36 protein-coding genes are annotated in these 25,791 nt (G+C 57.7%); 35 read left to right on the forward strand and 1 reads right to left on the reverse strand.

The genetic code is table 11. The features are described 5' to 3' along the window. Position 1 precedes the first annotated feature (1 nt). From creD to dsbD, 31 genes are all read left to right on the forward strand, one after another. Positions 2-1,393, forward strand: coding sequence for a cell envelope integrity protein CreD (gene creD / locus U0004_RS03110; RefSeq protein WP_070259514.1), 1,392 nt, complete (start codon positions 2-4; stop codon positions 1,391-1,393). A gap of 240 nt (positions 1,394-1,633) precedes the next feature. Further along, a complete protein-coding gene (locus U0004_RS03115) occupies positions 1,634-1,822 on the forward strand; it encodes a hypothetical protein (protein WP_070259516.1) in 189 nt (62 codons plus the stop codon). Between the two features lie 325 nt (positions 1,823-2,147). Beyond that, on the forward strand, positions 2,148-2,804 hold the full coding sequence (gene rplC / locus U0004_RS03120; RefSeq protein WP_010394393.1) for a 50S ribosomal protein L3: 657 nt from the start codon (positions 2,148-2,150) through the stop codon (positions 2,802-2,804). Between the two features lie 3 nt (positions 2,805-2,807). Continuing rightward, positions 2,808-3,428, forward strand: coding sequence for a 50S ribosomal protein L4 (rplD, locus tag U0004_RS03125; protein ID WP_034753197.1), 621 nt, complete (start codon positions 2,808-2,810; stop codon positions 3,426-3,428). Beyond that, complete coding sequence (gene rplW / locus U0004_RS03130) at positions 3,425-3,742, forward strand: 50S ribosomal protein L23 (protein ID WP_010394398.1); 318 nt, start codon at positions 3,425-3,427, stop codon at positions 3,740-3,742. The genes rplD and rplW overlap by 4 nt, the downstream gene beginning before the upstream one ends. Further along, a complete protein-coding gene (gene rplB / locus U0004_RS03135) occupies positions 3,742-4,569 on the forward strand; it encodes a 50S ribosomal protein L2 (RefSeq protein ID WP_034753198.1) in 828 nt (275 codons plus the stop codon). Before rplW ends, rplB begins: the two co-directional genes overlap by 1 nt. Positions 4,570-4,579: 10 nt before the next feature. Then, positions 4,580-4,855 carry a 30S ribosomal protein S19 gene (rpsS, locus tag U0004_RS03140; RefSeq protein WP_008444295.1) on the forward strand — a complete coding sequence of 92 codons (276 nt, stop codon included), beginning with the start codon at positions 4,580-4,582 and terminating at the stop codon, positions 4,853-4,855. Then, the gene (gene rplV, locus U0004_RS03145) at positions 4,852-5,184 is read left to right on the forward strand and encodes a 50S ribosomal protein L22 (RefSeq protein ID WP_170840583.1); all 333 of its coding nucleotides are present in this window, start codon (positions 4,852-4,854) and stop codon (positions 5,182-5,184) included. The genes rpsS and rplV overlap by 4 nt, the downstream gene beginning before the upstream one ends. A 9-nt stretch (positions 5,185-5,193) precedes the next feature. Beyond that, complete coding sequence (gene rpsC / locus U0004_RS03150) at positions 5,194-6,018, forward strand: 30S ribosomal protein S3 (protein WP_034753199.1); 825 nt, start codon at positions 5,194-5,196, stop codon at positions 6,016-6,018. 2 nt (positions 6,019-6,020) lie between these two features. Then, positions 6,021-6,440 (forward strand): 50S ribosomal protein L16, encoded by a 420-nt coding sequence (gene rplP, locus U0004_RS03155; protein ID WP_034753201.1) that lies wholly within the window; start codon positions 6,021-6,023, stop codon positions 6,438-6,440. A 12-nt stretch (positions 6,441-6,452) separates the two neighbouring features. After that, positions 6,453-6,644 carry a 50S ribosomal protein L29 gene (gene rpmC, locus U0004_RS03160; protein ID WP_010394412.1) on the forward strand — a complete coding sequence of 64 codons (192 nt, stop codon included), beginning with the start codon at positions 6,453-6,455 and terminating at the stop codon, positions 6,642-6,644. Then, positions 6,641-6,913 (forward strand): 30S ribosomal protein S17, encoded by a 273-nt coding sequence (rpsQ, locus tag U0004_RS03165; RefSeq protein ID WP_010394415.1) that lies wholly within the window; start codon positions 6,641-6,643, stop codon positions 6,911-6,913. The genes rpmC and rpsQ overlap by 4 nt, the downstream gene beginning before the upstream one ends. A gap of 253 nt (positions 6,914-7,166) precedes the next feature. Continuing rightward, on the forward strand, positions 7,167-7,535 hold the full coding sequence (rplN, locus tag U0004_RS03170) for a 50S ribosomal protein L14 (protein WP_008444317.1): 369 nt from the start codon (positions 7,167-7,169) through the stop codon (positions 7,533-7,535). Positions 7,536-7,544: 9 nt separating this feature from the next. Next, positions 7,545-7,859 carry a 50S ribosomal protein L24 gene (gene rplX, locus U0004_RS03175; protein ID WP_034753204.1) on the forward strand — a complete coding sequence of 105 codons (315 nt, stop codon included), beginning with the start codon at positions 7,545-7,547 and terminating at the stop codon, positions 7,857-7,859. Between the two features lie 6 nt (positions 7,860-7,865). Then, positions 7,866-8,405, forward strand: coding sequence for a 50S ribosomal protein L5 (rplE, locus tag U0004_RS03180; RefSeq protein ID WP_010394421.1), 540 nt, complete (start codon positions 7,866-7,868; stop codon positions 8,403-8,405). 2 nt (positions 8,406-8,407) lie between these two features. Next, on the forward strand, positions 8,408-8,713 hold the full coding sequence (gene rpsN / locus U0004_RS03185; protein ID WP_010394423.1) for a 30S ribosomal protein S14: 306 nt from the start codon (positions 8,408-8,410) through the stop codon (positions 8,711-8,713). Positions 8,714-8,727: 14 nt separating this feature from the next. Further along, positions 8,728-9,123, forward strand: a complete 396-nt coding sequence (gene rpsH / locus U0004_RS03190) for a 30S ribosomal protein S8 (protein WP_034753208.1) — start codon at positions 8,728-8,730, stop codon at positions 9,121-9,123. 10 nt (positions 9,124-9,133) lie between these two features. Further along, complete coding sequence (rplF, locus tag U0004_RS03195; RefSeq protein ID WP_034778281.1) at positions 9,134-9,667, forward strand: 50S ribosomal protein L6; 534 nt, start codon at positions 9,134-9,136, stop codon at positions 9,665-9,667. Between the two features lie 13 nt (positions 9,668-9,680). Next, on the forward strand, positions 9,681-10,043 hold the full coding sequence (gene rplR, locus U0004_RS03200) for a 50S ribosomal protein L18 (RefSeq protein WP_010394431.1): 363 nt from the start codon (positions 9,681-9,683) through the stop codon (positions 10,041-10,043). A 9-nt stretch (positions 10,044-10,052) separates the two neighbouring features. Further along, positions 10,053-10,571 carry a 30S ribosomal protein S5 gene (gene rpsE, locus U0004_RS03205; protein ID WP_010394433.1) on the forward strand — a complete coding sequence of 173 codons (519 nt, stop codon included), beginning with the start codon at positions 10,053-10,055 and terminating at the stop codon, positions 10,569-10,571. 10 nt (positions 10,572-10,581) lie between these two features. After that, on the forward strand, positions 10,582-10,761 hold the full coding sequence (gene rpmD, locus U0004_RS03210; RefSeq protein ID WP_010394435.1) for a 50S ribosomal protein L30: 180 nt from the start codon (positions 10,582-10,584) through the stop codon (positions 10,759-10,761). 30 nt (positions 10,762-10,791) lie between these two features. Further along, entirely contained in the window at positions 10,792-11,223 is a 432-nt protein-coding gene (gene rplO / locus U0004_RS03215; RefSeq protein ID WP_034753211.1) for a 50S ribosomal protein L15, read from the forward strand. Between the two features lie 32 nt (positions 11,224-11,255). Then, positions 11,256-12,590 carry a preprotein translocase subunit SecY gene (gene secY, locus U0004_RS03220; RefSeq protein ID WP_010394438.1) on the forward strand — a complete coding sequence of 445 codons (1,335 nt, stop codon included), beginning with the start codon at positions 11,256-11,258 and terminating at the stop codon, positions 12,588-12,590. Between the two features lie 18 nt (positions 12,591-12,608). Then, positions 12,609-12,827 (forward strand): translation initiation factor IF-1, encoded by a 219-nt coding sequence (infA, locus tag U0004_RS03225; protein WP_005663428.1) that lies wholly within the window; start codon positions 12,609-12,611, stop codon positions 12,825-12,827. A gap of 42 nt (positions 12,828-12,869) precedes the next feature. Then, on the forward strand, positions 12,870-12,983 hold the full coding sequence (rpmJ, locus tag U0004_RS03230; protein WP_010394471.1) for a 50S ribosomal protein L36: 114 nt from the start codon (positions 12,870-12,872) through the stop codon (positions 12,981-12,983). 14 nt (positions 12,984-12,997) lie between these two features. Further along, entirely contained in the window at positions 12,998-13,363 is a 366-nt protein-coding gene (gene rpsM, locus U0004_RS03235; protein ID WP_046681666.1) for a 30S ribosomal protein S13, read from the forward strand. Positions 13,364-13,380: 17 nt separating this feature from the next. Continuing rightward, positions 13,381-13,785, forward strand: a complete 405-nt coding sequence (gene rpsK, locus U0004_RS03240; RefSeq protein ID WP_010394475.1) for a 30S ribosomal protein S11 — start codon at positions 13,381-13,383, stop codon at positions 13,783-13,785. 258 nt (positions 13,786-14,043) lie between these two features. Further along, on the forward strand, positions 14,044-14,667 hold the full coding sequence (gene rpsD / locus U0004_RS03245) for a 30S ribosomal protein S4 (protein WP_010394478.1): 624 nt from the start codon (positions 14,044-14,046) through the stop codon (positions 14,665-14,667). 108 nt (positions 14,668-14,775) lie between these two features. Then, positions 14,776-15,753: a DNA-directed RNA polymerase subunit alpha gene (locus U0004_RS03250; protein ID WP_008444343.1), complete on the forward strand. Its 978-nt coding sequence runs from the start codon at positions 14,776-14,778 to the stop codon at positions 15,751-15,753. A gap of 148 nt (positions 15,754-15,901) precedes the next feature. Further along, positions 15,902-16,294 (forward strand): 50S ribosomal protein L17, encoded by a 393-nt coding sequence (rplQ, locus tag U0004_RS03255; RefSeq protein WP_034753219.1) that lies wholly within the window; start codon positions 15,902-15,904, stop codon positions 16,292-16,294. Between the two features lie 156 nt (positions 16,295-16,450). Next, on the forward strand, positions 16,451-18,397 hold the full coding sequence (gene dsbD / locus U0004_RS03260; protein ID WP_081345859.1) for a protein-disulfide reductase DsbD: 1,947 nt from the start codon (positions 16,451-16,453) through the stop codon (positions 18,395-18,397). A gap of 96 nt (positions 18,398-18,493) precedes the next feature. Here the strand turns inward: dsbD and U0004_RS03265 are convergent, their stop codons facing one another. Further along, positions 18,494-19,027: a Spy/CpxP family protein refolding chaperone gene (locus U0004_RS03265; protein ID WP_167468620.1), complete on the reverse strand. Its 534-nt coding sequence runs from the start codon at positions 19,025-19,027 to the stop codon at positions 18,494-18,496. A 186-nt stretch (positions 19,028-19,213) separates the two neighbouring features. Here U0004_RS03265 and U0004_RS03270 point away from each other — a divergent pair, with 186 nt between their 5' ends. The 4 genes from U0004_RS03270 (at position 19,214) to U0004_RS03285 (ending at position 25,665) form a co-directional block, all read left to right on the forward strand. Next, positions 19,214-19,942 carry a response regulator gene (locus U0004_RS03270; RefSeq protein WP_034753223.1) on the forward strand — a complete coding sequence of 243 codons (729 nt, stop codon included), beginning with the start codon at positions 19,214-19,216 and terminating at the stop codon, positions 19,940-19,942. Then, a complete protein-coding gene (locus U0004_RS03275) occupies positions 19,939-21,297 on the forward strand; it encodes an ATP-binding protein (protein ID WP_034778284.1) in 1,359 nt (452 codons plus the stop codon). Before U0004_RS03270 ends, U0004_RS03275 begins: the two co-directional genes overlap by 4 nt. 88 nt (positions 21,298-21,385) lie before the next feature. Next, positions 21,386-22,558, forward strand: coding sequence for an efflux RND transporter periplasmic adaptor subunit (locus U0004_RS03280; protein ID WP_070259520.1), 1,173 nt, complete (start codon positions 21,386-21,388; stop codon positions 22,556-22,558). Next, positions 22,555-25,665 carry an efflux RND transporter permease subunit gene (locus U0004_RS03285; protein ID WP_034778288.1) on the forward strand — a complete coding sequence of 1,037 codons (3,111 nt, stop codon included), beginning with the start codon at positions 22,555-22,557 and terminating at the stop codon, positions 25,663-25,665. The genes U0004_RS03280 and U0004_RS03285 overlap by 4 nt, the downstream gene beginning before the upstream one ends. The last annotated feature ends 126 nt before the right edge of the window (positions 25,666-25,791 follow it).

Raw genomic sequence — 25,791 nt, forward strand, 5'->3', positions numbered from 1 at the left:
CATGCAAAAAACTCTCTTAGTCAAAGCGTTGATCGTGTTCGGCCTGATGCTGCTGATCGGCCTGCCTTTGCTGATGATTCAGGAAACGATCAAGGAGCGGATGGAATTCCGCCAGGAAGCCGTCAACAGCATCGCCGCCGATTCGGTGCGCGAACAAACCATCATCGGCCCCATTCTGGTGATTCCCTATACGGAGCAGTATGAAGAGCGCGTGGAGGTGGCCAAGGGCGATGACAAGGAAGTGAAGTTACCCGTGCGCACGGAGTTGCTGCGCCGCACGGCGCAGCGCCGCTTGCTCGTGTATCCGAACGACCTGCAGATCAACGGCAATATCGAGACGGACCGCCGCTACCGCGGCATCCACCAGGTGCTGGTCTACAGCGGCCAGCACGCCTTCAAGGGTGACTTCACGGTGCCGGCCAGCAGCCAGCTGCCGCGCAAGTCGCCGGACTCGCGCGTGACCGTCGGTGCGCCTTTCGTGGCCTTGTCCATCGAGGACGTGCGCGGCATCCGCAATATCCCGAAAATCGACTGGGGCGGACAAAAGATCGAGTTCGAGCAGGGTACCGACCTGTTTGCCTTCCGCAGCGGCTTGCACGCGCCGCTGGGTGTCATGCCACTGGCGGCGGCGCAGCAGGTGCGCTTCAGCTTTGACCTGGGCCTCGATGGCATCGAACGCCAGCACTTCGTGCCGGTGGCCAAGAACAGCCAGATCCAGATCAAGTCGAACTGGCCCCATCCGCAATTTGGCGGGCGCTTCCTGCCGTCGCCGAAGAATCGCCAGATCGATGCCCGCGGTTTCAATGTGGCGTGGAATATCTCGTCGCTGGCCACCAATGCGCAAACGCAGCTGAGTTCCATCGAGGGAGAATTCAAGGTGCCCGACAGTGCGCCGCTGGGCCAGGTGGACCGCTTCAGTGTCGGTTTCATCGAGCCGGTGAACGTGTATTCGCAATCGGACCGGGCCACGAAATATGGCTTGCTGTTCGTGGCGCTGACCTTTGCCGCCTTCTTCATCTTTGAAATTTTGAAGAGTCTGCCGATCCACCCGGTGCAGTATTTGCTGGTGGGCCTGTCGCTGGTGATCTTCTTCCTGCTGCTGGTGGGGCTGGCCGAGCACATCGCCTTCCTCGCCGCCTATCTGGCCGCCAGCGCCGCCTGTATCGCCCTGACCAGCTTCTATCTGGTGCACGTGCTGCACAACATGTGGCGCGGCATCGGCTTCGGCGTGGCCCTGACCTTGCTGTATGGCGCCCTGTATGGCTTGCTCAGCTCTGAAAACAATGCGCTGGTGATGGGCAGCATTCTGTTGTTCGCCGTGCTGGCCGTCATCATGGTGGCAACGCGCAAGGTGGACTGGTATCAGATTGGCAAAGGAGTGCCGCAAGAGTAGGGGCTATGCGGGCGCCATGCGCCGCGATGCTTGCAGCCAGCCCGGACGGTGATGTGTCCGGGCTGTTTTTTTGGTGGGATACGTGCGGCACCGATAATTGGTAGTTGGTTGGTATTGTTTACGGTATTCTATTGGCATTGCTTTTTAAGTAATGGCAGGCGCCGCAGCGTCTGCCCGGGGCGGTGCGAGGATGGCGTGTCGTCCTGGTTGTTCTTCCATCTGATAAAACGGAGATGAAATATGATCAAGAAAACGATGGCTTTCCTGTTTGCGCTGGGCCTGAGCGCCTCGTATGCGTTTGCTGCCAGCGATGTCACGCAGTGCTACAGCGAGTGCGGACAAAAAGTGGCCAATTGCCGGGCGCACCTCGGTGGCAGCCCCATCTGCGAGGACTTGTACGGGCATTGCCTGAGCAACTGCCAGCAGTAAGCTTCCCGGGCATCGCGCCCGGGATGGGGGAGGGCAGGGGGCGCACGCCGCGGCGCGCCCTGTATGTTTCTGGCATCGCCCGTCAGGGCGCATGCCGCCGTGCTTTGCGCCCGTCTAATTGCCTTGCGGCAGCGTTTTTCAGGCCCGCCGACAACTCCCGCAGGGGCGTCGCGCAACACTTTGACATACCTCGTGTTAACTTGTTGCGTCAAGGGTTTTTGTGCTATATACTAGCCGGCTTCGGTATGGATTCGTCTTTTTTGAGTCCTACGTTACTTTGTAGTTAAACAAGCCCCGCCCAATCGCAGGTGGGAATGGAGAAAAAATGAGCCTAGGCCTTCTCGGTCGCAAGGTTGGTATGATGCGCATTTTCACGGATGAAGGGGATTCGATCCCGGTCACCGTGTTGGACGTATCGAACAACCGTGTTGCGCAAATCAAAACCCCTGAAACAGATGGTTACTCCGCTGTTCAGGTCGCATTCGGTCAACGTCGCGCTTCCCGCGTGACCAAGGCTGTTGCTGGTCATCACGCTAAAGCTGGTGTTGAAGCCGGTACTCTGTTGAAAGAGTTCCGTGTCGATGCTGCTAAAGCCGCTGAACTGAAAGCTGGCGATGTTGTCGCTGCTTCCCTGTTCGAAGTCGGTCAAAAGATCGACGTGCAAGGCGTTACCATCGGTAAAGGCTATGCAGGCGTTATCAAACGTTACCACTTCGCTTCTGGCCGTGCAACGCACGGTAACTCGCGTTCGCACAACGTTCCAGGTTCCATCGGTATGGCACAAGATCCAGGTCGCGTTTTCCCTGGTAAGCGCATGACCGGTCATCTGGGTGACGTTAACCGTACGATCCAGAACCTCGTGATCGCCCGTATCGATGCCGACCGTCAGCTGTTGCTGGTCAAAGGCGCGATTCCAGGTGCGAAAAATGGCCAGGTAGTTGTCTCGCCAGCCATCAAAACCAAAGCCAAGAAGGGAGCTTAAACGATGGAACTCAAGCTTCTGAATGCGCAAGGTCAAGCCGCCTCGAACGTTGCTGCAGCCGATACGATTTTCGGCCGTGACTACAATGAAGCGCTGATCCACCAAGTCGTCATCGCTTATCAAGCGAATGCACGTAGTGGTAACCGCAAGCAAAAAGACCGTGAAGAAGTTCACCACACGACGAAAAAGCCATGGCGCCAAAAAGGTACCGGCCGCGCTCGTGCTGGTATGTCGTCGTCGCCGCTGTGGCGCGGCGGTGGTCGGATTTTCCCGAACTCGCCTGACGAAAACTTCACCCACAAAGTGAACAAAAAAATGTATCGCGCAGGTATCTGCTCGATCCTGTCGCAGCTGGCTCGCGAAGAGCGCCTGATCGTCATCGACGATCTGACGATCGACGCGCCAAAAACCAAGCTGTTGTCGCAAAAATTGAACGGCCTGGGCTTTGATTCGGTTCTGATCATCACCGACGTTCTGAACGAAAACCTGGAACTGGCATCGCGCAACCTGCCTAACGTACTCGTCGTTGAGCCACGTCACGCAGACCCGATGTCCCTGGTGTTCTACAAGAAGATCCTGGTCACCAAAGCTGCATTGGCCAAGATTGAGGAGATGCTGGCATGAGCGCGATTTTGAAACATAGCGAAGAACGCTTGATGAAGGTGCTGTTGGCGCCCGTGATTTCCGAAAAGGCCACCATGGTCGCGGAAAAGAACGAGCAAATTGTATTCCGCGTACTGCCGGATGCAACCAAGCCTGAAATCAAGGCAGCGGTCGAACTGCTGTTCAAGGTTGAAGTTCTGTCCGTGCAAACTGCAAACCGCGAAGGTAAGCAAAAACGCACCGGCAAGTTCAACGGTCGTCGTAACCATACCAAGCGTGCTTTCGTGTGCCTGAAGCCTGGCCAGGAAATCAACTTCTCCGAGGAGGCTGCATAATGGCACTCGTTAAGATGAAACCAACCTCGCCAGGCCGTCGCGGCATGGTGAAGGTGGTGAATGCCGACCTGTACAAAGGTCGTCCGTTCGCTGCCCTGGTTGAAAAGAAATCCAAGACCGCTGGTCGTAACAACAACGGTCACATCACCACCCGTCATATCGGTGGTGGTCATAAGCAACACTACCGCTTGATCGACTTCAAGCGCACCAAAGATGGTATTCCAGCGAAAGTGGAACGTATCGAATACGATCCAAACCGCACCGCGAATATCGCTCTGCTGTGCTACGCCGACGGCGAACGTCACTACATCATCGCAACCAAAGGCATGGCCGTTGGCGACAGCGTGATGAACGGTTCGGAAGCACCGATCAAATCGGGTAACTGCTTGCCAATCCGTAACATCCCAGTCGGTACCGTGATGCATTGCGTCGAAATGCTGCCAGGTAAAGGTGCCCAAATGGCACGTACCGCTGGCGCTGGCGTTGTGCTGATGGCACGTGAAGGTACCTACGCTCAAGTGCGTCTGCGCTCGGGTGAAGTACGTCGCGTGCACATCGAGTGCCGTGCAACGGTTGGTGAAGTCGGCAATGCCGAGCACAGCCTGCGTAAAATCGGTAAAGCTGGTGCGATGCGCTGGCGCGGTGTTCGTCCTACCGTTCGCGGTGTGGTCATGAACCCGGTCGATCACCCGCACGGTGGTGGTGAAGGTAAAACAGCAGCTGGTCGTCATCCAGTTTCGCCTTGGGGCCAACAGACTAAGGGTAAGAAAACACGCAGCAACAAGCGTACTACTTCCATGATCGTCTCGCGCCGCGGCAAGAAATAAGGGGTAGCACATGACACGTTCATTGAAAAAAGGGCCGTTCTGTGACGCCCACCTGGTGAAAAAAGTTGAAGCCGCGCAAGCAGCCAAAGACAAAAAGCCAATCAAAACCTGGTCGCGTCGTTCGACAATCATGCCTGACTTTATCGGCCTGACGATCGCGGTTCATAACGGCAAGCTGCACGTGCCGGTTTATGTTTCCGAAAACATGGTTGGTCACAAGCTCGGCGAATTCGCACTGACCCGTACGTTCAAGGGCCATGCAGCTGACAAAAAGGCTAAGAAATAATGGAAACTAAAGCTATCCTCAAAGGTGTGCGCCTGTCGGACCAAAAGGGCCGCCTGGTTGCTGACCTGATCCGTGGCAAGAAAGTTGACGCTGCACTCAACATCTTGCAATTCAGCCCGAAAAAAGGTGCTGCGATCATCAAACGCGTTCTGGAATCCGCTATTGCGAATGCCGAGCACAATGATGGCGCGGACATCGACGAATTGTTCGTGAAAACGATCTACGTCGAAAAGGGCCCGGTCCTGAAGCGCTTCACCGCGCGTGCAAAAGGCCGTGGCGACCGTATTTCGAAACAATCCTGTCACGTTTACGTGACTGTCGGTAACTAAGGAGCCACGATGGGTCAGAAAATTCATCCAACCGGTTTCCGTCTGGCGGTCACCCGTAACTGGGCTTCGCGCTGGTATGCAGGCAACGGTAATTTCGCTGCCATGCTGAACGAAGACTTGAAAGCACGTGCTTACCTGAAAAAGAAACTGAAGAACGCTTCCGTTGGCCGCATCGTTATCGAGCGCCCAGCCAAGAACGCGCGCTTCACGATCTACAGCTCGCGTCCAGGCGTGGTCATTGGTAAAAAAGGCGAAGACATCGAAGTACTGAAGTCGGCGCTGACCAAGATCATGGGCGTACCTGTTCACGTGAACATCGAAGAAATTCGCAAGCCAGAAATCGACTCGCAACTGATCGCCGATTCGATCGCTCAGCAGCTGGAAAAACGGATCATGTTCCGCCGCGCCATGAAGCGTGCAATGCAAAATGCAATGCGCCTGGGTGCTCTCGGTATCAAGATCATGTCGTCCGGCCGTCTGAACGGTATCGAAATCGCACGTAAAGAGTGGTACCGCGAAGGCCGCGTGCCTCTGCATACCCTGCGCGCCGATATCGACTACGGTACCAGCGAAGCGTCGACCACCTACGGCATCATCGGTGTCAAGGTGTGGGTATACAAAGGTGACCGCGCGCCTAACGGCGATGCACCAGTCATCGATACCCCAGCTGACGAGAAGAAAAGCCGCGGCCCACGCCGTGACGATGGCAAGCCAGCTGGCCGTCCACGTCCAGCCGGTGCCGGTGCGAAACCATCCACAGCACCAGGTGCACGTGTGCGTACCGCCGCTAAACCGGCCGCCGCAGCAGCACCAGCTGAGAAAGCAGGAGAATAATCATGCTGCAACCAGCACGCAGAAAGTATCGTAAAGAGCAGAAAGGCCGTAATACCGGTATTTCGCACAGCCGCGGCACCGCCGTGTCGTTTGGCGAATTCGGTCTGAAGGCAGTTGCGCGCGGTCGTATCACTGCGCGTCAAATTGAAGCGGCGCGTCGTGCAATGACGCGTCACATCAAGCGCGGTGGCCGTATCTGGATCCGTATTTTCCCGGACAAACCGATTTCGAACAAACCGGCTGAAGTCCGTATGGGTAACGGTAAAGGTAATCCTGAGTACTACGTCGCTGAAATTCAGCCAGGCAAAGTACTGTATGAAATGGATGGCGTTGATGAAGCGCTGGCACGGGAAGCATTCCGTCTTGCCGCCGCTAAACTGCCACTGGCGACGACGTTTGTCATCCGCCAAGTCGGCCAATAATTGGAGTTGTATATGAAAGCATCTGAACTCCGCGGCAAGGACCAGCCAGCTCTGCAAAAAGAGCTGAATGACCTGTTGAAGGCACAGTTCGGCCTGCGCATGCAAATCGCTACGCAGCAGCTGAGCAACACTTCGCAGCTCAAGAAGGTACGCCGCGATATCGCGCGTGTGAAGACGGTAATGAATCTGAAGGAAGCCAAATGAACGAACCAGTGAAACAGTCGCTCAAGCGCACGCTGATCGGTAAAGTGGTTTCGGACAAGATGGACAAGACCGTTACCGTTCTGATCGAGCGCCACGTAAAACATCCTTTGTATGGCAAGATCATCATGCGCTCGAACAAGTATCACGCGCATGACGAGACCAACCAAGTCAAGGCCGGTGATACGGTCGAGATCCAGGAAGGTCGCCCGATCTCCAAAACGAAGGCATGGACGGTGACACGTGTGGTTCAAGCCGCACCAACCGTTTAAATAAAAACCACCGTTTCGGCGGTGGGTTTTAATTAGTACTTGCAGGCCCGCAAATTGTATGTAATACTTGCGGGCTTCGTTCATGTAACGCCGCAAAGTGTCTGGCCACAGACAGTAGCATTCGCGGTCAGTTGATGTATGAAGGTCATGCACCCAAACAGTGAAGCCCAGCAGGGCGGCTCTGGCGGGACCAAGACTGACCGTGGGTCTACATTGTGTGGATTCTTCGGCTTAAGTTGGGAAAGAGAATACTATGATTCAAACTGAAAGCCGGCTCGAAGTGGCTGACAATACCGGTGCCAAAGAAGTAATGTGCATCAAGGTATTGGGCGGCTCCAAGCGCCGTTATGCTGGCATTGGCGATGTGATCAAGGTAACCGTTAAGGTTGCTGCGCCACGTGGCCGTGTCAAAAAAGGTGAAATTTATAACGCCGTGGTTGTGCGCACCGCTAAAGGTGTTCGCCGCCAAGACGGTTCCCTGGTGAAGTTCGACGGCAATGCCGCCGTTCTGTTGAACGCCAAGCTGGAACCGATCGGTACCCGTATTTTTGGACCTGTCACGCGCGAACTGCGCACTGAGAAGTTCATGAAAATCGTGTCCCTGGCACCGGAAGTCCTGTAAGGAGTCGTAATGGATAAGATTCGTAAAAACGACGAAGTCATCGTTCTGACCGGGAAAGACAAGGGCAAACGTGGTGTGGTACAGCAGCGTATCGATGCTGAACATATCGTGGTTGACGGCATTAACATCGCTAAAAAAGCGACTAAGCCAAACCCGATGACTGGCGTAACTGGTGGTATCGTCGATAAGACCATGCCAATTCACGTGTCCAACGTTGCATTGTTTAATGCAGCGACTGGCAAGGCAGATCGCGTGGGTTTCAAAGAAGTGGACGGCAAGAAAGTTCGCATCTTTAAATCCTCCGGCGAAGTAGTGAAGGCTTAAGAAATCATGGCACGTCTCCAAGAATTCTATAAAGAAAAAGTCGTTGCCGACCTGACCAGCAAGTTTGGTTACAAGTCGGTAATGGAAGTTCCACGTCTGACCAAGATCACCCTGAACATGGGTGTTGGTGAGGCTATCGCGGATAAAAAAGTTCTCGAGCACGCAGTTGCTGACTTGACCAAGATCGCCGGCCAGAAGCCAGTGACCACCAAGTCCCGCAAAGCGATCGCAGGCTTCAAAATCCGTGAAGGTTACCCGATCGGTACGATGGTCACCCTGCGCGGCGCTCGCATGTACGAGTTCCTGGATCGCTTCATTACCGTGGCTCTGCCGCGCGTACGCGATTTCCGTGGTGTGAACGGCCGTGCATTTGATGGTCGTGGCAACTACAACATCGGTGTCAAGGAACAGATCATTTTCCCTGAAATCGAATACGACAAGATTGACGCGTTGCGCGGTATGAATATCAGCATCACGACAACCGCTAAGACCGATGACGAAGCCAAAGCTTTGCTCGCCGCCTTTAAATTCCCTTTCAGGAACTGATCATGGCCAAACTGTCACTGATTAATCGTGAGATCAAGCGTGCTGACCTGGTGGCGAAATTCGCCCCTAAGCGCGAAGCTCTCAAGGCCATCGTCGATGACCAATCGAAATCGGAAGAAGAGCGCTACGAAGCTCGCCTGAAATTGCAGGCGCTGCCACGTAACTCGAACCCGACGCGTCAACGTAACCGTTGCGCCATCACTGGTCGTCCGCGCGGCACATTCCGTAAATTCGGTCTGGGTCGTATCAAGCTCCGTGAATTCGCCATGCGTGGTGAAATTCCGGGTATGACAAAAGCAAGCTGGTAATAGGAGAATATGCAATGAGTATGAGCGATCCTATCGCCGATATGCTGACCCGCATTCGCAATGCACAAGGCGTGCAAAAGACGACCGTGGCCATGCCATCGTCGAAAGTCAAAATTGCGATTGCCAGCGTCCTGAAGGACGAGGGTTACATTGAAGATTTCGCTGTTGCCGAAGCTGGTGGCAAAGCGGAACTGAAAATCGGTTTGAAGTATTATGTTGGCCGTCCCGTTATTGAGCGCTTGGAGCGCGTGTCCCGTCCGGGTCTGCGCGTCTACAAGGGTAAAGACGAGATCCCTGTTGTGATGAATGGCTTGGGTGTGGCGATCGTGTCGACTCCGCAAGGCGTCATGACTGACCGCAAAGCACGCGCTACCGGTGTCGGCGGCGAAGTTATTTGCTACGTGGCTTAAGGAGTTACACATGTCTCGAGTAGCTAAAATGCCTATCGTAGTGCCAGCTGGCGCCGAAGTCGCCATCTCCGCACAAGCGATCACCGTAAAAGGCCCGCTGGGCGTACTTTCCCAGGCCCTCACCGGCCAGGTTAAAGTGGAAAACAATGCAGGAACCCTGAGTTTCGACGTGGCGAACGACAGCCGCGAAGCCAATGCCATGTCCGGCACGCTGCGCGCACTGGTCAACAACATGGTTGTTGGCGTCACCAAGGGTTTCGAGAAAAAGCTGAACCTGGTAGGCGTGGGTTACAAGGCGCAAGCTCAAGGCGACAAGTTGAATCTGTCCCTGGGTTTCTCGCACCCTGTAGTGCATGACATGCCAGCCGGCGTTACCTGCGCAACACCAACCCCGACCGAGATCCTGATTAAAGGTATCGACCGTCAACAGGTTGGCCAGGTAGCCGCTGAAGTTCGTGCTTACCGCGCTCCTGAGCCTTATAAAGGCAAGGGCGTTCGCTATGCGGACGAAGTGGTTAAGCTTAAAGAAACCAAGAAGAAGTAATTAGGGGCTGACGATGGATAAGAAAGAATCACGGCTTCGCCGCGGACGCCAAACCCGCATCAAGATTGCGGAATTGAAAGTAAATCGCTTGTCGGTGCATCGCACCAACCTGCACATTTACGCCAACCTGATCAGCCCGGACGCTAAAGTCCTGGTTTCGGCCTCGACGGCTGAAGCGGAAGTTCGCGCTGAACTGGCAGGCCAATCCGGCAAAGGCGGCAATGCCGCTGCTGCAGCCTTGATCGGCAAGCGCGTCGCTGAAAAAGCGTTGAAAGCAGGGATTACCGAAGTTGCGTTTGACCGCTCCGGTTTCCGTTACCACGGCCGTGTGAAAGCGTTGGCAGAAGCCGCACGCGAAGCCGGTCTGAAGTTCTAAGGATCAATCATGGCAAAAATGCAAGCAAAAATGCAAAGCGACAAGCCGGATGATGGCATGCGCGAAAAAATGATCGCGATCAACCGCGTGACCAAAGTGGTCAAGGGTGGTCGTATCATGGGTTTCGCCGCGCTGACCGTAGTTGGTGATGGCGATGGCCGCGTCGGCATGGGCAAGGGCAAATCGAAAGAAGTGCCAGTTGGCGTGCAGAAGGCAATGGAAGAAGCCCGTCGCAACCTGATCAAAGTACCGCTCAAAAACGGTACCTTGCATCACACGGTTGTTGGTCGTCACGGCGCCTCCAAGGTCCTGATGAACCCAGCTAAGCCTGGTACTGGCGTTATCGCTGGTGGCGCAATGCGCGCTATCTTCGAAGTGATGGGCGTGACGGACGTGGTGGCGAAATCCACCGGTTCGAACAACCCATACAACCTGGTACGCGCTACGCTGGACGGCCTGTCGAAAATGAGCACTGCTTCCGATATCGCTGCCAAACGCGGCAAGTCGGTCGAAGACATTCTGGCTTAAGGTGGACAAAATGACAAACACAGTCAAAGTGCAATTGGTCAAGGGCTTGATCGGTACGCGCGAATCGCATCGCGCTACCGTGCGCGGTCTGGGTCTGCGTCGTGTAAATTCGGTTTCCGAATTGCAAGACACCCCATCCGTACGCGGCATGATCAATAAAGTATCGTATCTCGTTAAAGTTGTCGGGTAAGCCTTCGGGCTTACACGAACGGAGCAAATCATGGAATTGAATACTATTGCACCAGCCGAAGGCGCTAAGCACTACAAGCGTCGCGTCGGTCGCGGTATCGGCTCCGGCCTGGGTAAAACCTCGGGTCGTGGTCACAAAGGTCAGAAATCGCGTTCGGGCGGCTTTCATAAAGTCGGTTTCGAAGGCGGTCAGATGCCTCTGCAACGCCGTCTGCCTAAGCGCGGTTTCAAATCGATGCACGCAACCTTCAAAGCTGAAGTGCGCCTGTCCGATCTGAACAACCTGGCTGTTGGCGATGTCGACATTCTGGTCTTGAAGCAAGCTGGCGTTCTGGGCGTGTTGGCCCGTGACGTGCGCGTGATCTTGTCCGGCGAAATCACCAAAGCGGTGAATTTGAAGGGCTTGAAAGTGTCCGCTGGCGCGAAAGCAGCCATCGAAGCAGCCGGCGGCTCGGTAGCCTGAGTTGACCGCTAACAGCTTGATCGGAGCGAAAATTGGCGACTAATCCACAACTTGCTAAAAGTGCAGCGGCCGGTTTCCCTTGGGGACGGCTCTGGTTTTTGCTTGGCGCATTGGTGGTTTATCGTATCGGTGCTCACGTCCCGGTTCCCGGGATTGACCCGACACAATTAGCCTCGCTGTTCAAGGAGCACGAAGGCGGCGTCCTGGGCATGTTCAACATGTTCTCGGGCGGTGCCTTGTCTCGTTTTACAGTGTTTGCGCTGGGTATCATGCCTTATATCTCGGCCTCGATCATCATGCAATTGCTGTCGATCGTGTCACCGCAGATGGAAGCGTTGAAAAAAGAAGGCGAAGCAGGTCGTCGCAAGATCACCCAGTACACCCGGTATTTCACGGTTGCCCTGGCACTGTTCCAAGCGTTAGGCATTGCAGTCGCACTGGAGTCGCAAGCTGGTCTGGTGTTGGAACCTGGTCTTGCATTCCGCTTCGTGACGGTCGTCACTTTGTTGACCGGAACAATGTTTTTGATGTGGTTGGGTGAGCAAATTACCGAGCGTGGCTTGGGGAATGGCATCTCGATCATCATTTTTGCCGGGATTGCAGCAGGTCTGCCGTCGGCGTTGGGTGGCTTGTTCACTCAGGTGTCGAATGGTTCGATCGGCAGCTTCAGCGCGATTTTCATCGTGATCCTGGTAGCACTGGTAACGTACTTCGTTGTATTCGTTGAACGTGGTCAGCGCAAAATATTGGTCAATTACGCGAAGCGCCAGGTAGGCAACAAGATTTATGGCGGTCAAACCAGCCATTTGCCGTTGAAGCTGAACATGGCCGGCGTGATCCCGCCGATCTTTGCTTCTTCGATCATCTTGTTCCCGGCCACTATCGTGGACTGGTTTTCAAAGGGCGCCGACAACGCTAACCCTGCGGTGCGGTTCTTGAAAGATTTGGCAGCATCGATGGGGCCTGGTGAGCCTATCCATGCGCTGTTGTACGCAGTGGCGATCGTGTTTTTCTGTTTCTTCTATACAGCGCTGGTCTTTAACAGCAAGGAAACAGCGGATAACTTGAAGAAAAGCGGTGCGTTCATTCCCGGGATCCGTCCAGGCGAGCAGACAGCCCGTTACATCGACAAGATCCTGACACGCTTGACACTTGCCGGCGCAGTCTACATCACCCTGGTGTGTTTATTGCCGGAATTTATGCAAGCCCAGTGGAAAGTACCATTCTATTTCGGCGGTACTTCTTTATTGATTATTGTAGTTGTCACCATGGATTTCATGGCGCAAGTACAGAACTACGTGATGTCGCAGCAATATGATTCGCTGCTGCGCAAAGCAAATTTCAAGGGCGGAATTCCGACGCGTTAAGCGCGGTAAACATACCGAATGGCAAAAGACGACGTCATACAGATGCAGGGCGAGATTCTTGAGAATCTCCCAAATGCAACATTTCGAGTGAAGCTGGAGAACGGACACGTGGTGCTCGGGCATATTTCAGGTAAAATGCGGATGAACTATATTCGCATTCTCCCTGGAGACAAGGTGACGGTGGAGTTGACGCCGTATGACCTGAGCCGAGCCCGCATTGTGTTCCGTACCAAGTAACACACTGAATCAAACCAAAGAAGCGAAAGAAAGAGCCCAAAAATGAAAGTTCTCGCATCAGTCAAGCGGATCTGCCGCAACTGCAAGATCATCAAGCGCAAAGGCGTAGTCCGCGTTATCTGCGTGGAACCACGTCACAAGCAGCGTCAAGGTTAATCGAGGAATAACAAATGGCACGTATTGCAGGGGTTAATATCCCAAATCATCAGCATACCGTTATCGGCCTGACGGCCATCTACGGTGTGGGCCGTCCACGCGCAGAGAAAATCTGTGCATCGACCGGTGTAGCAACCAACAAAAAGATCAAAGATCTGGATGACAGCGAACTGGAAAAGCTGCGCGATGAAGTAGGTAAATTCATCGTCGAAGGCGATCTGCGTCGTGAACTGTCCATGAACATCAAGCGTTTGATGGATCTGGGTTGCTACCGCGGCATGCGTCATCGTAAGGGTCTGCCTTGCCGTGGCCAGCGTACGCGTACGAACGCACGTACCCGCAAGGGACCGCGTAAAGCCGCTCAATCGCTGAAAAAATAATCCGCTAGGGAATAATTATGGCTAAGTCGCAAAATAACGCCGCATCAGCACGCGTGCGTAAAAAAGTTAAAAAGAACGTCGCTGAAGGCATCGCACATGTCCACGCTTCGTTCAATAACACCATCATTACCATCACCGATCGTCAAGGCAATGCCTTGTCGTGGGCTACCTCCGGCGGTGCAGGCTTCAAGGGTTCGCGTAAATCGACCCCGTTCGCAGCGCAGGTCGCCGCGGAAGCCGCTGGTAAAGTGGCTGTTGAGTGTGGCGTGAAGAACCTGGAAGTACGTATCAAGGGCCCAGGTCCTGGTCGTGAATCCGCCGTTCGCGCGCTGAACAACCTGGGCATCAAGATCACCGAGATCCAGGACGTGACGCCGGTACCGCACAACGGTTGCCGTCCACCGAAACGTCGTCGTATCTAAGATAGTGTTGCAGAGGGCGCTTCGGCGCCAGCTGCTTTGCTGTCTGTTGTAACTCAGTACAGTTGTGTGAAAACGCTGGAGCAGGGAGCCGGAAACGGTTATACTGCCCGGCTGTTCTTGCCTGTCAAATTCTGTTTGACGGGTTTTTCGTTTTCAGCCACCGTCTGATTGAAACCAAATCAGACTAGCGCCTAACCGCATCAGTGTGTTTGATCATGCATGTGGCTGGGGCGTTATCATTTAAAAAAAGGAAGTATCGTGGCACGTTATATCGGACCTAAAGCAAAACTTTCCCGCCGTGAAGGTACAGACCTGTTCCTGAAGAGCGCACGTCGCTCGCTGGACAGCAAGTGCAAACTGGACGTCAAGCCAGGCCAACACGGTGTCAAATCCGGCGCCCGCACCTCGGACTACGGTAACCAACTGCGCGAAAAGCAAAAAGTCAAGCGCATGTACGGCGTGCTGGAACGTCAATTCCGCCGCTACTTCGCTGAAGCAGACCGTCGTAAAGGCAACACCGGCGAAACGCTGTTGAAGTTGCTGGAAACGCGTCTGGACAACGTTTGCTACCGCATGGGCTTTGGCTCGACCCGCGCTGAAGCGCGTCAATTGGTCAGCCACAAAGCGTTCACCGTGAACGGTATCGTTGTGAACATCGCTTCGTACGCAGTCAAAGTTGGCGACATCGTTGCTGTTCGTGAAAAATCGAAAAAGCAAGTGCGTATCGTTGAAGCACTGTCGCTGGCTGAACAAGTTGGTATGCCTAGCTGGGTTTCGGTTGATGCCAAGAAAATGGAAGGTACTTTCAAGTCCCTGCCAGAGCGTAACGAAATCGCTAACGACGTCAACGAATCGCTGATCGTCGAGCTGTACTCGCGTTAATAGCAGTTAGCACCATCACCGCCCACTCGTTTTCTTTCGGGTGGGCGTTTTACTAATGCCATCAGCCTTATCGGTGTAATGAGCCGAGGGTATTGAAAAGGACATTTCATGCAAAACAGTTTGTTGAAGCCACGTATTATCGATGTTGAAGCTCTCGGTGCAGGTCACGCCAAGGTCGTGATGGAACCGTTCGAGCGCGGCTATGGCCACACATTGGGTAACGCGTTGCGCCGCGTTCTGCTGTCGTCGATGGTAGGCTACGCGCCGACCGAAGTGACGATCGCTGGCGTCGTCCACGAATATTCCTCCCTCGATGGCGTGCAAGAAGACGTCGTCGATCTGTTGCTGAACTTGAAGGGTGTGGTTTTCAAAGTCCACAACCGCGATTCGGTAACCCTGACCCTGAAAAAAGAAGGCGAAGGCGCCATCCTGGCCTCCGATATCGACCTGCCGCATGACGTCGAACTGATCAACCCTGACCACGTGATCGCCCACCTGACCGCTGGTGGCAAGCTGGACATGCAGATCAAGGTTGAAAAAGGCCGCGGCTACGTTCCTGGTAACGTGCGTCGCCTGTCCGAAGACACGAACAAGACCATCGGCCGCATCATCCTGGATGCGTCGTTCTCGCCAGTGCGCCGCGTATCGTACTTCGTTGAATCGGCCCGCGTTGAACAGCGTACCGACCTGGACAAGCTGATCATCAACATCGAAACCAACGGCGTGATCTCGCCGGAAGAAGCGATCCGCCAGTCGGCCCGCGTCCTGGTGGACCAGTTGAATGTGTTCGCTGCCCTGGAAGGCACGGAAGCCGCCGCCGAAGCGCCATCGCGCGCTCCGCTGGTCGATCCTATCCTGTTGCGTCCAGTCGACGACCTGGAGTTGACCGTGCGTTCGGCGAACTGCCTGAAAGCGGAAAACATCTACTACATCGGCGACCTGATCCAACGTTCGGAAAACGAACTGCTGAAAACGCCAAATCTGGGCCGCAAGTCCCTGAACGAAATCAAGGAAGTGCTGGCATCGCGCGGCTTGACCTTGGGCATGAAGCTGGAAAACTGGCCGCCTGCCGGCCTGGAAAAGTAATCGCAGTAAAAGCAAGTTGTAGCAAACTGCCTGGGACAGGTGTCCCAGGCTTTTATTTTGTAGTACCAAACCGGTCCGCGGCTGTAAGGGGTTTCCCACTCAGCTGATCGAAGAACTGGAATTTAAACACTCACCGAAAGGATTTATCATGCGTCACGGTCACGGCCTCCGTAAACTGAATCGTACCTCGTCCCACCGTCTGGCAATGCTGCGCAACATGACAGTATCGCTGCTGCGTCACGAAGCGATCAAAACCACCCTGCCAAAAGCAAAAGAACTGCGCCGCGTTGTCGAGCCAATTCTGACCCTGGGCAAAACCGACTCCCTGGCAAACAAGCGTCTGGCCTTCAACCGCCTGCGCGACCGTGAAATGGTCGTCAAACTGTTCGCTGAACTGGGCCCACGTTTCGCCAACCGTAACGGTGGTTATGTGCGTATCCTGAAAATGGGTTTCCGCGTCGGCGATAACGCTCCTATGGCGTTCGTTGAACTGATGGATCGTCCAGATACGACCGAAGCAGTTGAAGTTGCTGGCGAGTAATCCCAGTAATTGCTTCAATGAAAGCCAGGCCTAGCCTGGCTTTTTTGTTTTCTGCTGCAGCTATCCTTGCTGCGGTGTACTATTCTTCTTTCGCGCCGGCCCTGCAGCCACTGCACGCCCCGCGCGTCCTCTGTCGAATGGTTGAAAAGGTAGTTCATGTCCCGTTTCCCCTCCAGCGCCACCGCGCGCGCCGCTCCCCTACATCAACTGCTGATCTGGTTTGCCACCTGTTTGCTGCTGGCCATGGCCGTCTTTGGCGCGGGTCAAGCCCGCGCCGACGATGAATTCCTCGACCCCGAGCTGGCCTTCAAGTTTTCCGCCCGCATGCAGGATCCGGCCACCATCGCCGTCACGTATGTGATTGCAGATGGCTACTATATGTACCACGAGCGCTTCAAGTTCGAGGCCGTGGGCGCCAAGCTGGGCACGCCGGTGTATCCGGCTGGCAAGGTCAAGTTCGACGATACCTTCCAGAAGAACGTGGAAACCTTCCGCAAGACCCTCACCATCACGATTCCCGTGGAAGCTGCCGGGCCGTTTACCTTGAAAGCGACGGGACAGGGCTGCTCCGACAAGGGCCTGTGCTATGCGCCGCAGGATGCGACAGCCCAGCTGGTGGGCGGTGGCGGCGGCCAGAGCATGGCGCCGGGCGGCTTGCCGTCGAAGTTTGCCCTGCCGGCCGCGCCCGCAGTCGACACGGCGGCCGTCAACGGCCCGCAGGCGCAAGCGTCGCCTGGCGTGTCCGTGATGAGCATTCCGCAGGCCGACATCACCAGCACGCCCGAGCCGGTCGCGGCGGCGCCCGTGGCGGCAAGCCCCGCGCCCGCGCAAAGCGAGATGGGCAAGATCGAAGCGGCCCTGAAGGGCGGCAAGCTGCTCGTCATCGTGCCCCTGTTCATGCTGCTGGGCCTGGGCCTCGCATTTACGCCGTGCGTGCTGCCGATGGTACCGATTTTGTCGTCGATCATCATCGGCGATGGCGGAAAGGTCAGCCGCTCACGCGGCTTGTTGCTGTCGCTGACGTACGCGCTGGGCATGGCCATCGTCTACACGGCGCTGGGCGTGGCGGCCGGTCTGGCGGGCGAAGGCTTGGCGGCCCAGCTGCAGAACCCGTGGGTGCTGGGTTTCTTTGCCTTGTTGATGGCGGGCCTGGCGCTGTCGATGTTCGGCTTGTATGAACTGCAAGTGCCGGCTTTCCTGCAAGGCAAGCTGACGTCCGTATCGAACCAGCAATCTTCGGGCCGCCTGGCGGGCGTGTTCGTCATGGGCGCCATTTCCGCCCTGATCGTGGGTCCATGCGTGGCCGCGCCGCTGGCCGGCGCCTTGCTGTACATCAGCCAGACGCGCGACGTCGTCATCGGCGGCAGCGCCCTGTTTGCCATGGCGGTGGGCATGAGCGTGCCTTTGCTGCTGGTGGGCGTGTCGGCTGGCACCTTGCTGCCCCGTGCCGGCGCCTGGATGGATGCCGTCAAGCGCTTCTTTGGCGTGCTGCAACTGGGCGTGGCCTGGTGGCTCGTCTCGCCCGTGCTGCCGGGCGCCGTGCAGATGCTGGGCTGGATGGTCTTGTTCGTCGGCTATGGCATGTATTTGTTGGTGGGCAAGAGCGGCGCGAAGAACGCCTGGGTAGCCAAGGCCTTCGGCCTCGTGTTTGCCTTGCTGGGCGCGATGCAATTGGTGGGTGTCGCCAGCGGTGGCCGCGACCCGCTGGCACCGCTGGCCCACCTGGGCGGCGGGCAGGTGCATGCCCAACCGTTTACGCGCGTGAAGACCGTGGCGCAGCTGGACGCGGCGCTGGCGCAGCTCAATGGCAAGCCGGCCCTGCTGGACTTTTATGCGGACTGGTGCGTGTCGTGCATCGAGATGGAAAAACTGACCTTCGTCGATCCCTCCGTGCGCGAGAAGATGGGGCAAGCCGTGCTGCTGCAAGTGGACGTGACGGCCAATGATGCGGACGACAAGGCCATGCTGAAACGTTTCCAGCTGTTCGGCCCGCCGGGCATCATCATGTTCAACCAGCAAGGGCAGGAAATTGCCCAGTCGCGCGTGATCGGCTTCCAGAATGCAGCCACCTTCCTGGCCTCCTTGCGCAAGCTCGACGAGTAGGTCGGGTAGGTCGGGTTAGCCCGTGAGGGCGTAACCCGACACCACCATACACGCCAACAAAGTTGTCGGATTACGGGCCTGCGGACCTAATCCGACTTACCCGGCTTTCGGCTGCTGATGCATGCCATGGTGGCCGCCGCGATGGCCGCCGTGCTTGCCGCCAGGCACGCTGTCATCAAACACTTTCTTTTGCTCCGGCGTCAGCACGGCGTAGAAGGTTTTCAGCGAGGCCAGACGGCTTTCCTGGCTGGCGATGCGTTCCTTCGACATGGCGATCCATTGCTCCATGCGTTCCGGCGCCGACAGCTTGGCGATCGCTTCGCGCTTGGCCTTCCAGTCACCCATCGGTTTTTTCGGCGCGTTGGCGGCCGTGAATGTGGCCCAGGCCGGTTCCTGCGCGGCCGTCAGCTTCAGCTTGTCATGCAGGCGGGCCTGGTACTTGGCCATGCGCTCGGCAGGATTGCCGCCGCGGTGCTGGCCGCGGTGGCCATCGTGTTGCATCTTGGTACTGGCGGCAGGCGCGCTGGCGGCCGCTTCCTGGGCGTGGACGGTCAGCGATGCCGCACCCATGCCGAGTACGCTCATGGCGATGATCAAGTTCTTGCGCAAGGTTGTCATTGAGGCGTTCATCTGGATTCCTTTGTAAAAGTGAGGGATGTACATGTTGCTGCACATGAATCCATGTTGGACGCGCCATGTTTCCCCGAAGTGTCCGCTGCCAGACAGTTTGTATCTATATGTTTCTTCGGGTCTTCTATATACAAGACGATACAAATGCGTTGTGCAAGGGCGGGGGAAGTGGGGATAATTCGTACCATGGAACCCACTTCTACAATTCTCATCGTCGACGACGACCGCGATATCCGCAGCTTGCTGGCGGACTACCTGGAAACGAACGCCTACCGCACCCTGGGTGCGGCGGATGGCACGGCCATGTGGAAAATCCTCGATGAAACGCGACCCGACCTGATCGTGCTCGACTTGAACCTGCCTGGCGATGACGGCCTGACCTTGTGCCGCAAGCTGCGCGCCCAATCGACCGTGCCGGTGATCATGTTGACGGCGCGCAACGAGCCGCTGGATCGCATCCTGGGCCTGGAAATGGGCGCCGACGATTACTTGCCGAAACCGTTCGAGCCCCGCGAATTGCTGGCGCGCATACGCAGCGTGCTGCGCCGCAGCCATGCTATGCCGTCGAACGTGCCGTCGGACAAGGCGCAGCAAATCCGCTTTTCCGGCTGGACGCTGGACCTGACGGCGCGCCACCTGCTCAATCCCAGCGGCCTGGTGATCATGCTGTCGGGCGCGGAATTCCGCTTGCTGCGCGTCTTCCTGGAACACCCGAACCGCGTGCTCAACCGCGACCAGCTGCTGAATCTGACGCAGGGCCGCGACGCCGATCCGTTCGACCGCTCGATCGATATCCAGATCAGCCGTCTGCGGCAAAAGCTCGGTGAAGATGCCCGCTTGCCGCAAATTATCAAGACCGTGCGCAACGGCGGCTACGTGCTGGCTGGCCAGGTCAATGTGGAGCCGCACGCGTGAAGGCCTTCCTGGGCTCGATGACGGGCCGTGTCTTCATGTTCTTGTTGATCGGCATCGTCGCTTCGGCCGCGCTGACGCAGTGGCTGGCCGTGGGCGAACGCCAGCGCGCCATCGAGCAATACCGCGACTACCACGCCGTCGAGCGGGCCGAGCAGCTGGTGATGGCGGCCGACGTGGTGCCGCTGGCCTCGCGCGCCGCCTACCTGAAAGTGGCCAACAAGGGCAGCGTGCGCCTGGAGTTGCGTCCCGATACGGAACATAGGCCCGGTGCGCCGACGGAATTTTCCACCGCCCTGCAAGCCAAGCTGGGCGAAGGCTTCAAGGTCAGCGCGCTGGCCGAACGTCCGGCCGCCTGCGTCAAGCCGCGCCAGTCGCCGGGTATGTTTTCCGCCAAGCCATGGGGCGGCACCTGCGAAAACCTCGACGTGCGCATGCAGGATGGCCACGTGCTGCGCCTGATGGTCTTGCCGCCGCGCCAGCAGCCACCGTTCAATGAACATAACGACTGGATGACCCTGCTGCCTTTCCTGATCAGCATCGCCATCCTCGCCTATCTGGTCACGCGCATGACCATGCGCCCGCTCAAGCAGCTGGCGCAGGCGGCGAAAGACCTGGGCAATGACATCAACCATCCGCCGCTGACCCTGTCGGGCGCCAGCGAGATCCGCCAGGCCAGCGCCGCTTTCAATGCCATGCAGGCGCGCATCCGCCAGCATATTTCCCAGCGGACACAGATGCTGGCGGCCATCACGCACGACTTGCAGACGCCGCTGACGCGCTTGCGCTTGCGCCTGGAAAAAGTGGCGGATACGGAATTGTATGACCGTCTGGTGGGCGACCTGTCGGCCATGCAAAGCATGGTCAAGGAAGGGCTGGACCTGGCCCGCTCGATGGACAGCACGGAAGCGATGCAGGCGCTCGATCTCGATTCCCTGCTCGATAGCGTCTGCTCCGACGCGGCTGATGCTGGCCAGAAAGTCACCCTCAGTGGACAGGCGGGCATGGCTTTGATGGCGCGCCCGATCGCCATGCGGCGCTGCCTGGTGAACCTGATCGACAATGCCGTCAAATATGGCCTGTACGCGCAGGTGACCGTCGAGCGCATCGCCGGTGCCGCGCGCATCTGCATCCGCGACGGCGGGCCGGGTATTGCGCCAGATCAACTGGCTAAAGTGTTCGAACCGTTTTACCGCATCGAGACGTCGCGTTCGCGCGAATCGGGCGGCACGGGCCTGGGCCTGACCATCGCGCGCAATATCGCCGAGCAGCACGGCGCCACGGTTTCACTGCTCAATCACGTCGACGGTGGACTGGAAGTCACCCTCATCGTGCCAGAGTATTACGCAGGAAAGTGAGCATTTCCGTGCGACAATATTGTGCTTTATGCCCCCCTGGCAACTACATTCAACCTGCAGCCCTGCGCTGCAACAGCGTGACAGAACAATGAAAAAGACTAGTCTGGCAATCCTCGTGGGTGCGGCCCTGTGTATCGGTGGCGGCATCTGGTATTTCAATCATCAGTCCGGCGCGGCGACCAGTGGGCAGGATGGTAAAGGGGGCAAGGGTGGACAGGCGCCGACGACCGTGAGCGTGGTCGCGCCGGTGCGCCAGGATGTGCCGATGGTGCTGCAAGCCAATGGCAGTGTGATGCCCATCAGCAGCGTGGACTTGCACCCGCAGACGACCAGCACGATCACCAAAGTGCATATCCGCGAAGGCCAGTTCGTCAAGCAGGGCGAGCTGATGTTTACGCTGGACGCGCGCAGCGAGCATGCGAATGTCGACAAGGCGCAGGCGCAGGTCTTGCGCGACCGCGCCTCGGTGCAGGACTTCGAGCGCCAGCTCAAGCGCAACCAGGATTTGCTGAGCAAGAATTTCATCGCCCAGGGCGCCGTCGATACCCTGCAAAGCCAGCTCGACGCGGCACGCGCCTTGCTGGCCGCCGACCAGGCCGCGTTGCGCGCGGCCCAGGTCGACTCCAGCTACACCGTCCTGCGCGCCCCGCAGGCGGGCAGGGTGGGCGCCATCAATGTCTACGCCGGCAGCCTGGTGCAGCCGACCACGTCGCTCACCAGCATCACCCAGCTCGACCCGATCGACGTGTCGTTCACCTTGCCGGAAAGCAGCCTGTCCGGCTTGCTGGCGGCGCAAAAGGCGGGCGAGGTGCCTGTCACGGCGCTGCTGTCCGATGCGGGCGGCAAGCAGCTCGATGGCAAACTGAATTTTATCGACAATGCCGTCGATCCCGCCACGGGCGTGATCAGGATCAAGGCCCGTTTCAATAATGGCGGCACCGATTTGTGGCCCGGCCAGTACGTGAATACGCAGCTGACCGTGCGCACCCTCAAGGATGCGCTGGTGATCCCGCAAAACGCCATCATCACGAGTACTGCCGGCACCTTTGTGTACTCGATGGAGGCGGACAGCACGGCCAAGATGCGCAAGGTGACGCGCGTGTATGCATTCGGACCGAACGCCGTCGTCACCGGCCTGGCGGGCGATGAAAAAGTCATCGTCGATGGCAAGCAGAACTTGCGTCCAGGTAGCAAGGTGCGCCTGGTGGAAAAACACAAGGCTGCCGATGGCGCCGCCGCACCGCAGGGCAAGCCAGCATGAACCTGTCCGAACTGAGCATCCGGCGCCCCGTCATGGTGGTGCTGCTGTCCCTCTCCATCATCCTGGCCGGCGTGCTGGCCTATCTGCAAATTCCCGTGGCGGCCTTGCCGAGCTACAACACGCCCGTCATCAATGTGAGCGCCGACCTGGCCGGCGCCAGCCCGGAAACCATGGCCTCGTCGGTGGCCTTGCCGCTGGAAAAGCAATTTTCCACGATTTCCGGCCTCAGCCTGATCACCTCCACGAGTACGCTGGGCAATACTTCGCTGACCCTGGAATTTGACGCCAGCATCAATGTCAACGAGGCGGCCGTCGACGTGCAGGCGGCCCTGCTGCGCGCGCAGCGCCAGTTGCCGACGGAAATGACGGACTTGCCGTCCTACCGCAAGGTCAATCCGGCCGATGCGCCGGTGCTGTTCATCCAGATGACGTCGCCATCGCTGAACTTGTCGGACCTCAACGATTACGCGGAAAACCTGATCGCCCCCAGCCTGTCGACCTTGCCGGGCGTGGCCCAGGTCATCGTCAATGGCCAAAAGCGCTTTGCCGTGCGTGTGCGCGCCCGTGCCGACCTGATGAATGCGCGCAATCTGACGATGGACGAGCTGGCCACCGCCTTGCGCACCTCGAACACGAATTCCCCGCTGGGCATTCTTGACGGCCCGAGCCAGACCCTGACCATCCAGGGCAATCCGCAAATGATGAAAGCGGCCGATTTTGCCGAACTGATCGTCGCCAGCCGCAACGGCCAGCCCGTGCGCCTGAAAGACGTGGCCGAGGTGGAAGACAGCTTTCAATCGATCAAGGCCGTCGGCAGTTTCAATGGCGAGCGCTCGATCAGCCTGATGGTGCAGCGCCAGCCGGACGCCAACACCGTGCAAGTGGTCGATGGCGTGCGCCGTTTGCTGCCGGGCTTCAAGGAACAATTGCCGCAGTCGATACAGATCAGCCTGGTCAATGACCGTTCGCTGTCGATCCGCGAAGCCATCCACGACGTGAATCTGACCTTGGCCCTGACGGTGGTGCTGGTGGTGCTGGTGATCTTCCTGTTCCTGCACCGCGCGGCGGCCACCTTCATTCCTGCCGTCACCATGCCGATTTCCCTGCTCGGCGCGCTGGCCCTGCTGTACTGGCTCGGCTACAGCCTCGATAACGTTTCCCTGCTGGGCATTACCCTGGCCGTGGGCCTCGTCGTCGACGATGCCATCGTGGTGCTGGAAAACATCGTGCGGCATATCGAGATGGGCAAGAAACCCATACGCGCGGCGCTGGAAGGGGCGAAAGAGATGGGCTTTACCATCATTTCGATCTCCGTCTCGCTGGTGGCCGTGTTCATCCCCATCTTCTTCATGCCGGGCGTGATCGGCTTGCTGTTCCATGAATTCGCCGTTGTCGTGTCGCTGGCCGTGCTGGTGTCGGCCGTCGTGTCGCTGACCCTGGTGCCGATGCTGGCCAGCCGCTTCCTGCCGGCCGATTCGCGCGAGCACAATGACAGCGACCCCAGCCATGGCGAAAAAACCTTTATCGGCCGCCATTTCGAAGCGGGTTTCACGAAATTGCGCAACGGTTATGTGCATCTGCTCGACAAGGCCCTGGCGCACCGCAACGTGGTGCTGTTCGTTGCCGTGTGTACCTTTGCGCTGACGGTGCTGCTGTACGCGACGATACCGAAAGGTTTCTTCCCGGAAGAAGACCTGGGCCAGATCCAGGTGAATACGGAAGCGTCGGAAGATATTTCCTCGGCGGCACTGCAGGATTTGCAAGCCCGCGTGGCGGCCGTGCTCAAGGCGGACCCCAGCGTGCAGGACGTGACCTCGTTCGTCGGCGGCGGCAATACGGGCCGCATGTTCATGGTCTTGAAACCGCGCAGCGAGCGGCCGAAAATGCCGGTGGTGCTGGAAAACCTGCGCCGCGCGGCGGGCACCGTGCCAGGCATGGCCGTGTATTTCCGGCCCGTGCAAAACTTGCAACTGGGCGGGCGCCAGAGCAAGAGCCGCTACCAGTACACCTTGCAAAGCGTCAGTCCCGACGCACTCAATGACTGGGCGGAAAAGTTTATTGCCGGCATGCGCACGGATCCCGCCTTCCGCGACGTCACCAGCGATTCGCAGATCAAGGGCTTGCAGGCATCGCTCAGGATCGACCGCGACAAGGCCAACCTGCTGGGCGTGCAAATGTCCGACATCCGCACGGCCCTGTACAGCGCCTTTGGCGAGCGGCAAGTGTCGACCATCTATTCCTCGGCAGCCAGCTATTACGTGATCCTGGAAGCGGCCACGGCGGACCGCCAGTATGACGATGCGCTCACGCGCGTGTCCGTGCGCAGCAAGACGGGCGAACTGGTGAAACTGTCGAGTATTGCCTACGTGGAACGCACGATTGGCCCCACTTCCGTCAATCACCAGGGACAGTTGCAGGCTGTTACCATCGCCTTCAACCTGGCGCCGGACGTGCCGCTGGGCATCGCCACAGGCAAGATCGATGCGATGGCCAAGGACATGAGCTTGCCAGCCTCCATCATCACGCGCTACGGCGGCGACGCGGCCGTGTTCCAGAGCTCGCAGTCCAGCCAGATCATCCTCATCATTGCCGCGCTGGCCGTGATCTATGTCTTGCTCGGCGTGCTGTATGAAAGCTATATCCACCCGCTGACCATCCTGGCCGGCTTGCCATCGGCGGCCGTGGGGGCGCTGCTGACCCTGCGCCTGTTCGGCATGGATCTGACCATGATCGCCATCATCGGCATTTTGATGCTGATCGGCATCGTCAAGAAAAATGCGATCATGATGATCGACTTCGCCCTGCATGCGCAGCGCAACGACGGGCTGGCGCCGGCAGAGGCCATCCGCCAGGCGTGCATCCTGCGTTTCCGCCCCATCATGATGACGTCGGCGGCGGCCTTGATGGGCGCCTTGCCGATCGCCCTGGGTCTGGGCGCCGGCGCCGAGCTGCGCCAGCCGCTGGGCCTGGCCGTGGTCGGCGGCTTGCTGTTTTCGCAAGTGATCACCCTGTTCATCACCCCCGTGATCTATCTGTTCCTGGATAAGTACAGCGGCACGGGACCGTTGACGGACGAGCAATTGGTGGCGCTCGACAACAAGGCCTGAGCCGCCACACGGCCAGCACCGGCGCCCCGTTCCTCGTGAATGCGGCGCCGGTTTTGTATGGGCCGTGATACATACGGTAACAACCGTCAAGCGACGGCTCGGGTACTCTGGTTACCGCTGCAAGGA

This window comes from Janthinobacterium lividum (genome assembly GCF_034424625.1).
Taxonomy (GTDB): Bacteria; Pseudomonadota; Gammaproteobacteria; order Burkholderiales; family Burkholderiaceae_D; genus Janthinobacterium; species Janthinobacterium lividum.

What these genes read in the sequence shown, in the direction of transcription:
- creD (WP_070259514.1), top strand. Translation starts at nt 2, where the DNA reads ATGCAAAAAACTCTCTTAGTCAAAGCGTTGATCGTGTTCGGCCTGATG.
- U0004_RS03115 (WP_070259516.1), top strand. Translation starts at nt 1,634, where the DNA reads ATGATCAAGAAAACGATGGCTTTCCTGTTTGCGCTGGGCCTGAGCGCC.
- rplC (WP_010394393.1), top strand. Translation starts at nt 2,148, where the DNA reads ATGAGCCTAGGCCTTCTCGGTCGCAAGGTTGGTATGATGCGCATTTTC.
- rplD (WP_034753197.1), top strand. Translation starts at nt 2,808, where the DNA reads ATGGAACTCAAGCTTCTGAATGCGCAAGGTCAAGCCGCCTCGAACGTT.
- rplW (WP_010394398.1), top strand. Translation starts at nt 3,425, where the DNA reads ATGAGCGCGATTTTGAAACATAGCGAAGAACGCTTGATGAAGGTGCTG.
- rplB (WP_034753198.1), top strand. Translation starts at nt 3,742, where the DNA reads ATGGCACTCGTTAAGATGAAACCAACCTCGCCAGGCCGTCGCGGCATG.
- rpsS (WP_008444295.1), top strand. Translation starts at nt 4,580, where the DNA reads ATGACACGTTCATTGAAAAAAGGGCCGTTCTGTGACGCCCACCTGGTG.
- rpsC (WP_034753199.1), top strand. Translation starts at nt 5,194, where the DNA reads ATGGGTCAGAAAATTCATCCAACCGGTTTCCGTCTGGCGGTCACCCGT.
- rplP (WP_034753201.1), top strand. Translation starts at nt 6,021, where the DNA reads ATGCTGCAACCAGCACGCAGAAAGTATCGTAAAGAGCAGAAAGGCCGT.
- rpmC (WP_010394412.1), top strand. Translation starts at nt 6,453, where the DNA reads ATGAAAGCATCTGAACTCCGCGGCAAGGACCAGCCAGCTCTGCAAAAA.
- rpsQ (WP_010394415.1), top strand. Translation starts at nt 6,641, where the DNA reads ATGAACGAACCAGTGAAACAGTCGCTCAAGCGCACGCTGATCGGTAAA.
- rplN (WP_008444317.1), top strand. Translation starts at nt 7,167, where the DNA reads ATGATTCAAACTGAAAGCCGGCTCGAAGTGGCTGACAATACCGGTGCC.
- rplX (WP_034753204.1), top strand. Translation starts at nt 7,545, where the DNA reads ATGGATAAGATTCGTAAAAACGACGAAGTCATCGTTCTGACCGGGAAA.
- rplE (WP_010394421.1), top strand. Translation starts at nt 7,866, where the DNA reads ATGGCACGTCTCCAAGAATTCTATAAAGAAAAAGTCGTTGCCGACCTG.
- rpsN (WP_010394423.1), top strand. Translation starts at nt 8,408, where the DNA reads ATGGCCAAACTGTCACTGATTAATCGTGAGATCAAGCGTGCTGACCTG.
- rpsH (WP_034753208.1), top strand. Translation starts at nt 8,728, where the DNA reads ATGAGTATGAGCGATCCTATCGCCGATATGCTGACCCGCATTCGCAAT.
- rplF (WP_034778281.1), top strand. Translation starts at nt 9,134, where the DNA reads ATGTCTCGAGTAGCTAAAATGCCTATCGTAGTGCCAGCTGGCGCCGAA.
- rplR (WP_010394431.1), top strand. Translation starts at nt 9,681, where the DNA reads ATGGATAAGAAAGAATCACGGCTTCGCCGCGGACGCCAAACCCGCATC.
- rpsE (WP_010394433.1), top strand. Translation starts at nt 10,053, where the DNA reads ATGGCAAAAATGCAAGCAAAAATGCAAAGCGACAAGCCGGATGATGGC.
- rpmD (WP_010394435.1), top strand. Translation starts at nt 10,582, where the DNA reads ATGACAAACACAGTCAAAGTGCAATTGGTCAAGGGCTTGATCGGTACG.
- rplO (WP_034753211.1), top strand. Translation starts at nt 10,792, where the DNA reads ATGGAATTGAATACTATTGCACCAGCCGAAGGCGCTAAGCACTACAAG.
- infA (WP_005663428.1), top strand. Translation starts at nt 12,609, where the DNA reads ATGGCAAAAGACGACGTCATACAGATGCAGGGCGAGATTCTTGAGAAT.
- rpmJ (WP_010394471.1), top strand. Translation starts at nt 12,870, where the DNA reads ATGAAAGTTCTCGCATCAGTCAAGCGGATCTGCCGCAACTGCAAGATC.
- rpsM (WP_046681666.1), top strand. Translation starts at nt 12,998, where the DNA reads ATGGCACGTATTGCAGGGGTTAATATCCCAAATCATCAGCATACCGTT.
- rpsK (WP_010394475.1), top strand. Translation starts at nt 13,381, where the DNA reads ATGGCTAAGTCGCAAAATAACGCCGCATCAGCACGCGTGCGTAAAAAA.
- U0004_RS03250 (WP_008444343.1), top strand. Translation starts at nt 14,776, where the DNA reads ATGCAAAACAGTTTGTTGAAGCCACGTATTATCGATGTTGAAGCTCTC.
- rplQ (WP_034753219.1), top strand. Translation starts at nt 15,902, where the DNA reads ATGCGTCACGGTCACGGCCTCCGTAAACTGAATCGTACCTCGTCCCAC.
- dsbD (WP_081345859.1), top strand. Translation starts at nt 16,451, where the DNA reads ATGTCCCGTTTCCCCTCCAGCGCCACCGCGCGCGCCGCTCCCCTACAT.
- U0004_RS03265 (WP_167468620.1), bottom strand. Translation starts at nt 19,027, where the DNA reads ATGAACGCCTCAATGACAACCTTGCGCAAGAACTTGATCATCGCCATG.
- U0004_RS03270 (WP_034753223.1), top strand. Translation starts at nt 19,214, where the DNA reads ATGGAACCCACTTCTACAATTCTCATCGTCGACGACGACCGCGATATC.
- U0004_RS03280 (WP_070259520.1), top strand. Translation starts at nt 21,386, where the DNA reads ATGAAAAAGACTAGTCTGGCAATCCTCGTGGGTGCGGCCCTGTGTATC.
- U0004_RS03285 (WP_034778288.1), top strand. Translation starts at nt 22,555, where the DNA reads ATGAACCTGTCCGAACTGAGCATCCGGCGCCCCGTCATGGTGGTGCTG.